Origin of the sequence: Nocardioides sp. SYSU D00065 (genome assembly GCF_017916425.1) — a bacterium.
Classification (GTDB): domain Bacteria; phylum Actinomycetota; class Actinomycetes; order Propionibacteriales; family Nocardioidaceae; genus Nocardioides.
The window spans coordinates 685,843-698,881 of record NZ_JAFMSX010000002.1; the positions used below are offsets into that span (position 1 = coordinate 685,843).

The 13,039-nt window shown below is 73.1% G+C and carries 12 protein-coding genes; 5 read left to right on the forward strand and 7 right to left on the reverse strand.

Translation table 11 applies throughout. From position 1 onward, the window contains the following. Positions 1-7 precede the first annotated feature (7 nt). The gene (locus J3P41_RS11330; RefSeq protein ID WP_210650394.1) at positions 8-1,717 is read right to left on the reverse strand and encodes an FAD-binding dehydrogenase; all 1,710 of its coding nucleotides are present in this window, start codon (positions 1,715-1,717) and stop codon (positions 8-10) included. Positions 1,718-1,748: 31 nt separating this feature from the next. Further along, complete coding sequence (locus tag J3P41_RS11335; RefSeq protein WP_307861944.1) at positions 1,749-3,542, reverse strand: biotin carboxylase N-terminal domain-containing protein; 1,794 nt, start codon at positions 3,540-3,542, stop codon at positions 1,749-1,751. A 147-nt stretch (positions 3,543-3,689) separates the two neighbouring features. Here J3P41_RS11335 and J3P41_RS11340 point away from each other — a divergent pair, with 147 nt between their 5' ends. Continuing rightward, positions 3,690-4,889 (forward strand): acyl-CoA dehydrogenase family protein, encoded by a 1,200-nt coding sequence (locus J3P41_RS11340; RefSeq protein WP_210650395.1) that lies wholly within the window; start codon positions 3,690-3,692, stop codon positions 4,887-4,889. Between the two features lie 2 nt (positions 4,890-4,891). Here J3P41_RS11340 and J3P41_RS11345 read toward each other — a convergent pair whose 3' ends face one another. Next, on the reverse strand, positions 4,892-5,227 hold the full coding sequence (locus J3P41_RS11345; RefSeq protein ID WP_210650396.1) for a YnfA family protein: 336 nt from the start codon (positions 5,225-5,227) through the stop codon (positions 4,892-4,894). A gap of 83 nt (positions 5,228-5,310) precedes the next feature. Between J3P41_RS11345 and J3P41_RS11350 the strand changes: the two genes are divergently transcribed. From J3P41_RS11350 to J3P41_RS11365, 4 genes are all read left to right on the forward strand, one after another. After that, on the forward strand, positions 5,311-6,645 hold the full coding sequence (locus J3P41_RS11350) for a sensor histidine kinase (protein WP_210650397.1): 1,335 nt from the start codon (positions 5,311-5,313) through the stop codon (positions 6,643-6,645). After that, positions 6,642-7,340 carry a response regulator transcription factor gene (locus J3P41_RS11355; protein ID WP_307861945.1) on the forward strand — a complete coding sequence of 233 codons (699 nt, stop codon included), beginning with the start codon at positions 6,642-6,644 and terminating at the stop codon, positions 7,338-7,340. The genes J3P41_RS11350 and J3P41_RS11355 overlap by 4 nt, the downstream gene beginning before the upstream one ends. Before the next feature lie 94 nt (positions 7,341-7,434). After that, positions 7,435-8,316, forward strand: coding sequence for an ABC transporter ATP-binding protein (locus tag J3P41_RS11360; protein ID WP_210650398.1), 882 nt, complete (start codon positions 7,435-7,437; stop codon positions 8,314-8,316). Then, positions 8,313-9,548, forward strand: coding sequence for an ABC transporter permease (locus J3P41_RS11365; RefSeq protein ID WP_210650399.1), 1,236 nt, complete (start codon positions 8,313-8,315; stop codon positions 9,546-9,548). Before J3P41_RS11360 ends, J3P41_RS11365 begins: the two co-directional genes overlap by 4 nt. A 36-nt stretch (positions 9,549-9,584) precedes the next feature. On the opposite strand, the gene J3P41_RS11370 is transcribed toward J3P41_RS11365, so the two are convergent. Genes J3P41_RS11370 through J3P41_RS11385 form a run of 4 tightly spaced genes read right to left on the reverse strand, consistent with a single transcriptional unit; the run spans position 9,585 to position 12,985 of the window. Next, positions 9,585-10,043: a VTT domain-containing protein gene (locus J3P41_RS11370; RefSeq protein ID WP_210650400.1), complete on the reverse strand. Its 459-nt coding sequence runs from the start codon at positions 10,041-10,043 to the stop codon at positions 9,585-9,587. Further along, a complete protein-coding gene (locus J3P41_RS11375) occupies positions 10,043-10,681 on the reverse strand; it encodes a CDP-alcohol phosphatidyltransferase family protein (RefSeq protein WP_307861946.1) in 639 nt (212 codons plus the stop codon). Before J3P41_RS11375 ends, J3P41_RS11370 begins: the two co-directional genes overlap by 1 nt. 19 nt (positions 10,682-10,700) lie before the next feature. Further along, positions 10,701-11,300: a nucleoside triphosphate pyrophosphatase gene (locus J3P41_RS11380; RefSeq protein WP_210650401.1), complete on the reverse strand. Its 600-nt coding sequence runs from the start codon at positions 11,298-11,300 to the stop codon at positions 10,701-10,703. Continuing rightward, the gene (locus J3P41_RS11385) at positions 11,297-12,985 is read right to left on the reverse strand and encodes a DUF885 domain-containing protein (RefSeq protein ID WP_307861947.1); all 1,689 of its coding nucleotides are present in this window, start codon (positions 12,983-12,985) and stop codon (positions 11,297-11,299) included. The genes J3P41_RS11380 and J3P41_RS11385 overlap by 4 nt, the downstream gene beginning before the upstream one ends. Positions 12,986-13,039 lie beyond the last annotated feature (54 nt).

Here is a 13,039-nt window from a genome sequence, read left to right on the forward strand (position 1 = left end):
GGCGTCGTCAGCGCGCGAGCGCGCGCCCCGCCGCCCGGCCGGAGAAGATGCAACCGCCGAGGAAGGTGCCCTCGAGCGCGTTGTAGCCGTGCACGCCGCCGCCGCCGAACCCGGCGACCTCGCCGGCGGCGTACAGCCCGGGCACCGGCGTGCCGTCGGCGGCCAGGCACTGGCCGTCGAGGTTCGTCTCCAGGCCGCCGAGGGTCTTGCGGGACAGGATGTTGAGGCGCACCGCGATGAGCGGGCCGTGGGCCGGATCGAGGATCCGGTGGGGCTTCGCGACGCGGAGCAGCCGGTCGGTGCGGCTGCGCCGGGCGTTGTGGATGGCCATCACCTGGACGTCCTTGGCGAAGGCGTTGTCGACCTGGCGGTCGCGTGCCTCGATCTGGCGGCGCAGGTCGTCGGCGTCGAGCTGCGGCCCGCGGGCGAGCCGGTTCATGCCGGCGACGAGCTCGGCGAGGTCGTCGGCCACGACGAAGTCCACGCCGTGCTCCTTGAACGCCTCGACGGGGCCTGGCGCGCCCTTGGCCAGGCGGCTCTGCGCGAGGAATCTCAGGTCCTTGCCGGTGATGTCGGGGTTCTGCTCGGAGCCGGAGAGGGCGAACTCCTTCTCGATGATCGACTGGGTCAGCACGAACCACGAGTAGTCGTGACCGGCGCCGAGGATCTGCTTCATCGCGCCGATCGTGTCCGCGCCCGGCACCCCGGACATGCCCTCGAGCCGCCGGCCGGTCGCGTCGAACCACATCGACGAGGGACCGGGCAGGATCCGGATGGCGTGGTCGGGCCAGACGGGGTCCCAGTTGTGGATGCCCTCGACGTAGGCCCACATGCGGTCCCGGTTGACGGTCGTGGCGCCGGCGTCGGCGGCGATGCCCTGCATCCGGCCGTCGACGTGCGCCGGGACGCCGGCGATCAGGTGCTCGGGGGCCGCGCCGAGGCGATCGGCCGGCCAGTTGCGCCGCATCAGCTCGTGGTTGTGCCCGATGCCGCCGGAGGTCACCACCACCGCCGGGGCCCGCAGCTCGAAGGCGCCCGCGGCCTCGCGGCTCGACCGCACGCCGCGCGGGGAGTCGTCGTCGACCAGGACGGTGCCCCGCACGCCGACGACCGCGCCGTCCTCGACCGCCAGCTCGTCGACCTGGTGGCGGAACGCGAAACGGACCAGGCCGCGAGCCTCGGCGCGCTGCACCGGCTCGGCGAAGATCCGCACCACCTCCGGCCCGGTGCCCCAGGTGAGGTGGAACCGGGGCACGGAGTTGCCGTGGCCCAGCGCACGGCCGTCGCCGCGCTCGGCCCAGCCGACGAACGGCAGGGACCGGAGGCCGAGCGCCCGGAGGTAGTCGCGCTTCTCCTCGTGCGCGAAGCGGACGTACGCCTCGGCCCAGCGCTGCGGCCAGTAGTCCTCGCCGCGGCCGGGACCGTCGGTGCCGTCGCCGAGACGGTCGAACTGGGCCGACCCCTGCCAGTCCTGCCAGGCGAGCTCCGGGGAGTCCTCGATGCCCATCCGGCGCTGCTCGGGGCTGTCCACGAACAGCAGGCCACCCAGCGACCACCAGGCCTGGCCGCCGAGGTTGTGGCGGTTCTCCTGGTCGAGGACCAGCACGCGCCGGCCGGCGAGGGCGAGCTCGTGGGTGGCCACGAGGCCGGCCAGGCCGGCGCCGACGACGATGACGTCGGGCGCGAAGTCGCTGCGGTCGGCGTGCGGGTCGCTCATCGGGCCTCCTGGTGGGGGTGCGGCGGCACGCTCAGCCCGTGATCTCGCAGATCACCGCGCCGTTGCTGACCGTCGCTCCGACCTCGGCCTGCAGCCCGGTGATCGTGCCGGACTTGTGCGCCTTGAGGGGCTGCTCCATCTTCATGGCCTCCATGACCACGATCGTGTCCCCCTCGGCGACCTCCTGGCCGTCGCTGACGACGACCTTGACGATCGTGCCCTGCATGGGCGAGGTGACGGCGTCGCCGGACACGGCTGCCCCGGCCTTCTTCGCCGACCGCTTGGCCTTCTTGCCGGGTGCGCCGCTGCCCGCAGCGCCGGCACCGTTGGCGGCGGACAGGCCGCCGAGACCGGCGGGGAGGACGACCTCGAGGCGGCGACCGCCGACCTCGACGGTGACCGCCTGCCGTGCTTCCGGCTCGCCGGCCTCCGCGCTGTCGCCGGCGTACGGCTCGATGCGGTTGTCGAACTCGGTCTCGATCCACTGCGTGTAGACGTCGAAGGACCCCTCGCCGGTGGGGTTGGAGGCGCCGACGTAGGCGGGGTCGGAGACGACCGCGCGGTGGAACGGGATGACGGTGGGCATGCCGTCGACGACGAACTCGTCGAGCGCGCGGCGCGAGCGCTCCAGCGCCTGGGTGCGGTCGCGGCCGGTGACGATGAGCTTGGCGATGAGCGAGTCGAAGGAGTCGGGGATGGTCTCGCCGGTCTCGTAGCCGCCGTCCAGGCGTACGCCGGGCCCGCTGGGCGGGCGCCATGCGGACAGGGTGCCCGGGGCGGGCATGAAGTTGCGGCCGCCGTCCTCGGCGTTGATGCGGTACTCGATGGAGTGACCGCGGATCTCGGGGTCGCCGTAGCCGAGCTCCTCGCCGGCGGCGATGCGGAACATCTCGCGCACCAGGTCGATGCCGGTGACCTCCTCGGAGACGCAGTGCTCGACCTGCAGGCGGGTGTTGACCTCGAGGAAGGAGATCGTGCCGTCCTGGGCGACGAGGAACTCGCAGGTCCCGGCGCCGTGGTAGCCGGCCTCGGCGAGGATGCGCTTGGAGGACTCGTAGAGCTCCGCGACCTGCTCCTCGGACAGGAACGGGGCGGGCGCCTCCTCGACGAGCTTCTGGTTGCGGCGCTGCAGCGAGCAGTCGCGGGTGGAGACCACGACGACGTTGCCGTGCTGGTCGGCCAGGCACTGGGTCTCGACGTGGCGCGGCTTGTCGAGGAACTTCTCCACCAGGCACTCGCCGCGGCCGAAGGCCGTGACCGCCTCGCGCACGGCCGACTCGTAGGCGTCGGGGATCTCCTCGAGCGTGCGGGCGACCTTGAGGCCGCGCCCGCCGCCGCCGAACACGGCCTTGATCGCGACCGGCAGGCCGTGGGCCTTCGCGAACTCGACGACCTCGTCGGCGTCCTCGACGGGGTCCTTGGTGCCGGGCGCGAGCGGGGCGTTGGCCCGCGCCGCGATGTGCTTGGCCTTCGCCTTGTCGCCCAGCGCCTCGATCGCGGCGGGCGGGGGCCCGATCCAGGTCAGTCCGGAGTCGATGACCGCCTGCGCGAAGTCGGCGTTCTCGGCGAGGAAGCCGTAGCCGGGGTGGACCGAGTCGGCGCCGGACCTCTCGGCGATCGCGATGATCTTGGCGATGTCGAGGTAGGACTCCGCCGGGGTCGCGCCGCCGAGGGAGTGGGCCTCGTCGGCCAGGCGCACGAAGAGCGCGTCGCGGTCCGGCTCGGCGTACACGGCCACGCTGCCGATGCCGGCGTCCTTGCAGGCGCGGACGACGCGGACGGCGATCTCGCCGCGGTTGGCGATGAGGACCTTCTTCAAGCTCACGCGGGGACTCCTAGTCGGCGGTGCGGTGGCCGTGGTGCGTACCGCTCGGCAGGCTACCGCTAGCCCGGGGTGGGTCGCCCGCGGCCCGATGTGATCGGCGCCACCGGGGGTTAGCGATCGCTAACCCCCTCGGGCTAGCATCCCGGCATGACCTTCGAGCTGTCCCCTGAGCACGAGCAGTTCCGTCACAGCGTCCGTGACTTCGCCGAGGCCGAGATCGCGCCGCACGCGGCCCGGTGGGACCGCGAGCACCACTTCCCGACCGACGTGGTGCGCAAGATGGGTGCGCTCGGTCTGATGGGCCTGACCGCTCCGGAGGAGTTCGGCGGCGCGGGGATGGCCGGCGAGGACGGCGGCTTCACCTCGCTGTGCCTGGCGATCGAGGAGATCGGGCGCGTCGACCAGTCGATGGGCATCACCCTCGAGGCGGCCGTCGGCCTCGGCATCAACCCGATCCTGACCTTCGGCACCGAGGAGCAGCGCACGACCTGGCTGCCCGACCTCGTCGCCGGCGAGCGCCTGGCCGGCTTCGGCCTCACCGAGCCCGGTGCGGGCTCGGACGCCGGGGCGACGAGGACCAGGGCGGTGCTCGAGGACGGCCAGTGGGTCGTCAACGGCGCCAAGCAGTTCATCACCAACTCCGGCTCTTCGATCACCTCGCTGGTCACGGTCACCGCCCGCACCGGCGAGCGGCCCGACGGGCGCCCGGAGATCTCCACGATCATCGTCCCCTCCGACACGCCGGGGTTCGCCGCGGAGAAGGCCTACGACAAGCTGGGGTGGCACGCCTCCGACACGCACCCGCTGTCGTTCACCGACGCCCGCGTGCCCGAGGCGAACCTGCTCGGCGAGCGGGGCCGGGGCTACGCCCAGTTCCTGGCCACCCTCGACGACGGCCGCGTCGCGATCGCCGCCCTCGCCGTCGGCTGCATCCAGGCGTGCCTCGACATGTCGCTGCAGTACGCCGGCGAGCGGCAGACCTTCGGCGGGCCCATCGGGCGCAAGCAGGGCGTCGCGTTCCAGGTCTCCGACCTGCAGGTCATGCTCGACGCGTCGCGGCTGCTGACCTACAAGGCGGCGGCGATGAAGGACGCCATGGACGCCGGCTCGTCCGCGGTCTCGATGGCCGCCTTCAAGCAGGCCGCCGCGGTCGCCAAGCTCTACGCCACCGAGTCGGCCGTCACCGCGACGCGCATCGCGACGCAGGTCTTCGGCGGCTATGGGTTCATGGAGGAGTACCCGGTGGCGCGCTTCTACCGCGACGCCAAGGTGCTCGAGATCGGCGAGGGGACCTCGGAGGTCCAGCGCATGCTGATCGCGCGGGGGCTCGGCCTGCCGGTCGAGTGAGCTCAGGCGGGTCGCGGGGCGTACATGATCACCGCGACCCCGACCAGGCAGACCAGCGCGCCGGCGACGTCGTACCGGTCGGGCCGGAAGCCGTCGACGACCATGCCCCACGCCAGGGAGCCCGCGACGAACACCCCGCCGTACGCCGCCAGGATCCGCCCGAAGCTCGCGTCGGGCTGCAGGGTCGCCACCAGGCCGTAGAGCCCGAGGGCGACGAACCCGGCGCCGACCCACAGCCAGCCGCGGTGCTCGCGGACGCCTTGCCAGACCAGCCACGCGCCGCCGATCTCGGCGAGGGCGGCGAGGGCGAAGAGGGCGAGCGACTTCACGACGGTCATGGCGCGAGTGTGGCAGTCGGGCACGAGGCGATCTCCCCCTCCCGGCGGAGCCGCGGACGGTGCGCGGCCTCTACCCTCGCCCCATGCCCCGCCTGAGCGCCCGCCTGATGGAGTGGTTCGGCGTGGACGACGCGTGGGAGCGCCCACGCCCGGCGATCGGTCGCCAGGACGTCGTGCTCGCGGCGGGCGTGGAGGCCGTCGGACTGCTGACGCTCGAGCTGGTGCGCAGCGCCGGGGGCTTCGAGCACACCGACGCACCGGTGTGGACGCAGTGGCTGGCGGTCTCGACCGGCGCGCTGCTGCTGCTGGGCCGGCGGCGCTGGCCGCTGGTGGTGGCGAGCCTCGCCGCGCTGCACATGTTCGTGGCGGGGGTGACGATGCCGCAGGTGATGGGGCAGATGTCGCTGCAGATCGTCTACTTCGTCGCCCTGCTGTCGGGCGTCGCCTGGGCACGGGACCGGCGCGCGATGCTGATCGTCGTGGGCGTCATCGTGCTCTTCATGTTCGCCTGGATCGGCTGGCAGTTCGCGGTCGGCTCGGCGGCCCAGGAGTGGCTCGACGACGAGCAGGGCGCCGACCAGGAGGGCCTCTTCCCCCGGATCCCGGCCGCCGTCGGATTCACCCTGGTCATCAACGCCCTCTACTTCGGCGGCGCGATCGCCGGCGGCGGGTTCTCCTGGCGCGCCGCCCGGCAGCGGGCCCGGCTGGAGGAGCAGACGACCACGATCGCCGCACAGGCCGGACGGCTGCGCGAGCAGGCGGTCGTCGACGAACGCCTCCGCATCGCCCGCGACCTGCACGACGTGGTCGCCCACGGCGTCTCCGCGATGGGCATCCAGGCCGGTGCCGCGCGGCGGGTGCTCGACCGCGACCCGGACGCCGCGCGGGCGGCCCTCGCCAACGTCGAGGAGGCATCACGCCAGGCGGTCACGCAGATGCGCCGCCTGCTCGGCACGCTGCGCGAGGGGGTGGGGGAGCGCGCCCAGGACGACGGCGCGAGCCGTACGACGGACGCCGGCGTCGGAGACCTGCCGGCGCTCGTCGCCGAGGTCAGCGGCCACGGCGGGCTCACCGTCCGGCTCGACGTGGTCGAGACCCAGCCCGACGCCGCCTCGCGGCTGCCGCGCGGGATCGCGCTCGCGGTCTATCGCACCGTCCAGGAGGCCCTGGCCAACGTCCGCCGGCACTCGACGGCCGACACCGCGTCCGTCGTCGTCCGGGTCGACGAGGCCGCGGCCTACGCGGAGGTGGAGGTCGTCGACAACGGTCGCCCGCGCCACGGCACCTCGGGGAGCGGGCTGGGCCAGCTCGGCATCCGCGAGCGCGCCGCCACCCACGGCGGCCAGGTCGACATCGGCCCGCGGGTCACGGGCGGCTACCGCGTCCGGGTGCGCTACCCGCTCGGAGGTGCCGCGTGAGCGCCACGGCGGAGCCGGCCGGGCCGCTGACCGTGCTGCTCGTCGACGACCACGCCATGGTGCGCTCCGGCTTCGCCATGGTGTTGTCGGTGGAGGACGACATCGAGGTGGTGGGCGAGGCCGCGGACGGGGTGCAGGCGCTGGAGCGGGCGCGCGCGACCCGGCCCGACGTGGTGCTGATGGACGTCCAGATGCCCCGCATGGACGGGATCGAGGCGACCCGCCACCTCGTGGCCGAGGAGCTCGGGCACGTCGTCATCGTGACCACCTTCGACCGCGACGACTACCTCTTCGCCGCCCTCGAGGCCGGCGCCAGCGGCTTCCTGCTCAAGAACGCCGGTCCCGAGCAGCTGCTCGACGCCGTCCGCGCCGCGGGTCGCGGCCACGCACTGCTGGCGCCGGAGGTGACCCGCCGCGTCATCGGCAAGATGACCGGCGGCGACCCGGCGGGGGCCGGGGGCCCCGACCGGCCCGAGCCGGCCGGACTGGCGCACCTCACGGCGCGCGAGCGCGAGGTGCTGGTCATGCTGGGGCGCGGCCTCTCCAACGGAGAGATCGCCGAGGAGCTCGTGCTCGGCGAGGCGACGGTCAAGACGCACGTGTCCAACGTGCTCGCCAAGCTGCACCTGCGCGACCGGGTGCAGGCGGTGATCTACGCCTACGAGGCCGGTCTCATCCTCCCGGCGGAGGACTGAGCCCCGGGGCCGGGCGCGATCCGCGCCGGCTCCGCCTGCAGGTTCCGTCGCGCGGGGGATCCGGGGCCTGCGGTCGGGCCCTAGCGTCGGTGCCATGTTGGAGATCAGGGAGCTGACCAGACGGTTCGGTGACAAGACCGCCGTGGACCGAGTGTCGTTCGAGGTGCCTGCCGGGCAGATGACCGGCTTCGTCGGCGCCAACGGCGCAGGCAAGACCACGACCATGCGCATGGTCATGGGCGTGCTCGGCATCGACGAGGGCGAGGTGCTGTGGCAGGGCCGGCCGATCACCCGGCTGGACCGGCGCACGTTCGGCTACATGCCCGAGGAGCGGGGCCTTTATCCCAAGCAGCCGGTGCTCGACCAGCTCGTGTACGTCGCCCAGCTCAAGGGCATGAGCCGTGTCGAGGCGCGCGCCCAGGTGCAGGAGCTGCTCGAGCGGTTCGGGCTCGGCGAGCGCGGTGGCGAGCACCTGGAGAAGCTGTCGCTGGGCAACCAGCAGCGGGTGCAGATCATCGCCTCGGTCCTGCCGCGACCGGCCGCCCTGATCCTCGACGAGCCCTTCTCGGGCCTGGACCCGATCGCCGTCGACTCCATGGTCGACCTGCTGCGGGAGTACACCCGCGCCGGCGTGCCGGTGCTGTTCTCCAGCCATCAGCTCGACCTCGTCGAGCGCCTGTGCGACCGACTGGTCGTGCTGGCCCACGGACGCCGGGTCGCCGCCGGGACGGTGACGGAGCTGCGCGACGCGGGGGTGCCGCGCTTCCGTCTCGTCCTCGGCGGCGACGCCGGTTGGGTCCGCGACCTCCGCGGGCTCGAGGTCCTCGACCTCGACGGGACGACCGCCCTCGTCGAGGTGCGCCAGGACGGTGCCGAGCAGCACCTCATCGCCGAGGCGACGAGCCGCGGCCACGTACACGAGTTCGTCCGGGTCCGTCCGGCGCTCAGCGAGATCTACCGGGAGGCCACCGCATGACCACCGCACCCAACCCCGACCCGAACGCCGGCCCCAGCCGCCACCCCGACGCCAGTCGGGAGCGCGGCGGCGACGCCCCCTGGCTGCTCGTCACCCGGCGCGAGATCGTCTCGCGCATCACCGACAAGTCGTTCCTCATCGGCACCGTGCTCATGGTGGCGATGCTGGTCGGCTTCATCGGCTTCACCGCCTGGCAGGAGGAGCGCACCAGCGAGGTCACCCTCGGAGCCACCCCCGAGGCCGTCGCGATGGCCGAGGCCGTCGCCGCGGGGGCGCCCGAGGTGGACGACAAGGTCGAGGTCACCGTCGAGGAGCTCGCCGACGACGCCGCGGCAGAGGACGCGCTGCGCGAGGACGAGGTCGACGCCTGGCTGCACCCGGCCGACGACGGCTGGCAGCTGACCTCGGAGTCCAGCGAGCAGGACGCCCTGACCGAGGTCACCCGCGCCGTGGTCCGCCAGCAGGTGCTGACCGAGAACGCCGCCGGCGCCGGCACCTCGGTGGAGGCGCTCGAAGCCGGCAGCGCCGTGTCGACGGACTTCCTGCGCGGTGACGCCGAGAAGGCGGCCGTGGCGCAGGCCGTGGGCTTCGTGTTCGTCTTCCTCTTCTACTTCGCAGCGCTCGTCTTCGGCATGCAGCTCGCCTCGTCGGTGATCGAGGAGAAGCAGAGCCGCATCGTGGAGATCATCGCCGCCGCGATCCCGCTGCGACACCTGCTGGCGGGCAAGGTGCTCGGCAACACCGCGCTGGCGATGATCCAGCTGCTCGTCTACCTCGTCGTGGGACTGGTCGGGCTCGCCTTCACCTCCTACAAGTCCTACGTCCCGGACCTGTCCGGCCCGACCGTCTGGTTCGTGCTCTTCTTCCTCGCCGGCTTCGTCGCGCTCGCCTGCCTGTGGGCGGTGGCCGGCTCGCTGGCCTCGCGCACCGAGGACCTCCAGGCCACCTCCACCCCGCTGACGATGCTGATGCTCGTCATGTTCTTCGGCGGCATCTCCCTCGACGGCCGCGGGCAGGTCATCGCGTCCTTCGTCCCGCCGGTGTCGGCGGTGGTGATGCCCAAGCGGATCCTGGCCGGCGGCGTCGAGTGGTGGGAGCCGCTCCTGGCCCTGGGCCTGCTGGCGGCGTTCGCCGTGGTCACCGTGGCGATCGGCGAGCGCCTCTACCGCCGCGCGCTGCTCCAGACCGGCGGACGGGTCACCCTGCGCCAGGCGTGGTCCACCGCCGAGTGAGGACGGGCGGGTCCGGGACCTGTCGCGGGTGCGACCTCAGAACAGGTGCAGCAGCGACGAGGTCCCGGACACGACCGCCCAGAACCGCAGGCCGCGGCCCAGCGCGCCGGTGACGAGGAAGATCCAGAAGGGCACCCGCAGGACACCGGCCAGCACCGCGGTGACGGCGTACGGCGGGAAGCCGGTGGCGGCGGAGAAGAACAGCAGGGCGGCCGTGAACCACGGCCGCCCCTCCGCGCGCGCGTGCCACTTCTCCAGCGACGCCTTGGCCTTGGGCTTCTCCAGGTGGCGGTTGACCCACCGGGCGCGGTCGGCGTGCATGCCGCCCCAGTACCAGAGGACCTTGCCGACCATCTGGCCGATGGTGGCGGAGATGATCAGGCCCCACATGAACGATGGGGAGCGGCTCACGGCGACCGCGAGGATGGCCTCGATGTTGATGAGCGGGAACAGGGCGGAGCCGATCGAGGCTCCCATCACGCTCCAGAAGAGCATCAGCCGCGGTCCCCGGGCACGGGCAGCCCGATGCGCACGAGGCGGTGCAGCGAGACGCACTTGAGGACCAGCAGGGCGGTCGCGATCGCCAGGCCGACCCACATCCACCCGGTGACCAGCAGCAGCACCGCGAACAGCGCGCTGTTGACGGCCTTGGCGGGCTTGGACCAGTTCCACAGCCACAGCGGCCGGTCGACGACGAAGAAGTAGTTGGGGCTGCGTACGGGCCACGCCAGGAACGCGATCGACAAGAAGCAGTCGACGACCATGAACTCGGCCAGGTAGACGAAGATCGCCGGCGAGAGGTCCGGCTGCAGCCACGCCAGGCCGATGTAGAACGCGGCGGCGTTGAGCCGGTCGCAGAGGACGTCCAGGGTCGCGCCGACGCGGGTCTCGCAGTCGCGCACCCTGGCCCAGAAGCCGTCGAGCATGTCGCCGACCCAGTAGACGGCCAATGCGGCGACCAGGAGGGACAGGCTGTCCTGGTGCGCGGCGAGGGCGGCGAGCACGACCGAGATCACGGTCCGCACCGCGGTGATGATGGTCGCGCCGGTCAGCAGCCGCTCGTCGCGGACGCCGTAGCGGTTCTCGGGGTCGGGGACGGGCTGCGCCTGCACCGTGCCCACCCTGCTCCCCACGGACGCCGATGCTAGCGGGTCACGTCCACAGCTCGGGCCACACGTGGCCGAGCTCGAGCACGAGCTCGCGCAGCAGGGGCAGGCTGACGCCGACCACGTTGTGGTGGTCGCCCTCGATCCGGGTCACGAAGGCGCCCCCGATGCCGTCGATGGTGAACGCGCCCGCGACGTGCAGCGGCTCGCCCGTGGCGACGTACGCCTCGATCTCGGCGTCGTCGACGTCGGCGAAGTGCACTGTGGTCGACCCGGTGGCGGCCGCCACCCGGCCGCTGGCCACGTCGCGCAGGCAGTGCCCGCTGTGCAGCACGCCCAAGCGCCCGCGCATCGTCAGCCAGCGGCGGGTCGCCTCGGCGGGGTCGCCCGGCTTGCCGAGCGCCTCCCCGTCGAGCTCCAGCACCGAGTCGCAGCCCAGCACCAGCGCGTCGGCTGGCACCTCGTCGCGCCCCGCCACGGCGGCGCACTTGAGCTCGGCGAGCTGAAGCGCGAGCTCGGCCGGAGGCAGGCCGGTCAGGCGGGACTCGTCGACGCCGCTGACGATCACGATCGGGTCGAGCCCGGCCGCGCGGAGCGTCGCGAGCCGCGCCGGGGAGGCGGAGGCCAGCACCAGCGGGGTCGTCACAGCCGCTCCAGCGCCGCGCGCAGCGGGTCGAGCCCGAGCGAGCCGAGGTCGAGCGCCGCCCGGTGGAACGCCTTGAGGTCGAAGGCGTCGCCCTGCCGCTCCTGCACGCTCGCGCGGGCCTCGAGCCAGATGCGCTCGCCGACCTTGTAGGACGGCGCCTGCCCCGGCAGGCCGAGGTAGCGCTTGACCTCGAACTGGATGACCTCGTCGTCCATCCGGCAGTGCAGCCGCATGAACTCCAGTCCCAGCTCGGGCGTCCAGGTCTCGCCGGGGTGGAAGGCGGTCCCGCCGGGACCGAGCCGGTTGTCCTCGGGGATCGTCAGCTCGAGGTGCATGCCGATGTCGACGATCACCCGCGCCGCCCGCATCGACTGCGCGTCGAGCATGCCGAGGAGGTCGGCCGGGTCGGCGAGGAAGCCGAGCTCCTCCATCAGCCGCTCGGCGTAGAGCGCCCAGCCCTCGCCGTGGCCGCTGCACCAGCACATCAGCCGCTGCCAGCGGTTGAGGGTGTCGCTGCGGTAGGCGGTCTGGGCGACCTGCAGGTGGTGGCCCGGAACGCCCTCGTGGAACACCGTCGTGACCTCCCGCCAGGGATGGAAGTCCTCGATGCCGTCGGGCACCGACCACCACATCCGACCGGGCCGCACGAAGTCCTCCGACGGGCCGGTGTAGTAGATCCCGCCGTCGTTGGTGGGGGCGAGCATGCACTCGATGCGCCGGATCGGGTCCGGGATGTCGAAGTGCACGTCGGCCACCGCCTCGATCGTGCGGTCGGCGAGCTCCTGCATCCAGTCGCGGAACGCCTCGCGGCCGTGGATGACACGGTCGGGGTCGGCGTCGAGGTGCGCGACCGCCGCGTCGACGTCCGCCCCCGGCAGGATCCGCTCGGCGGTGGCCCGCATGAGGTCGGACAGGCGCTGGAGCTCGCTCCAGCCCCACGCGTAGGTCTCGTCGAGGTCGACCTCGGCGCCGAGGAAGTAGCGGCTGGCCAGCGCGTACACCTCGCGGCCCACGCCCTCACGCTCCTTGCCCTGCGGCGCGAGCTCGTCGGTGAGGAACACCCCGAACGCCGCCGTGGCCGCGCTCGCGGCCCCGGCCAGCGCGCGCAGGTCGGTGCGATCGCCGGCGTCGAGCCGGTCGACCAGGCCGAGGTAGAAGTCGCCCGCCTCGCCGGCCTGCCCGGTCCAGCGGCGCACCTGCTCGGCCACCTCGACGTACTGCCGGGCGGCGACGACGTGCCCCTTGGCGGCCTCCTCGGTGAGGGTGACCCGCAGGCCCTCGAGGGCTGCCGGCACCGCCGCGAGCCGGTCCGCGATCGCGGCGACGGCGTCCTCGCCCTCGGTGGGCATCAGGTCGAACACGCCGCGGATCTCGTGCAGCGGGCTCCACAGCACCGACATCCGCGAGCGGTTGACGCCGGCCTCCTCGAGCTCGATCTCGAGGCGGGTGCGCTCCAGGAACGCGTCGCGGGCCGCCGCCTCGCGGTCGTCGACCGGCGTGGCCGCCTCGACCGCCGCCACGGCCGCGCGGGCGAGCGCCTCGCGCGAGTCGAACCCGGCGGGGGAGTAGTCGGTCATCTCGTGCTCGTGGCCGGCGACCCCGAGCGAGGTGGCCGTCAGTGGGTCGAGGGCGCAGTAGTCGTCGACGTAGGCGTCGCAGAGGGCATCGATCGTGCGTTCGGTCACGTCGGCGACCCTAGCCTCCGACGCGAGGCGGGCGTCGGCCTCGCCCGGAGCGGT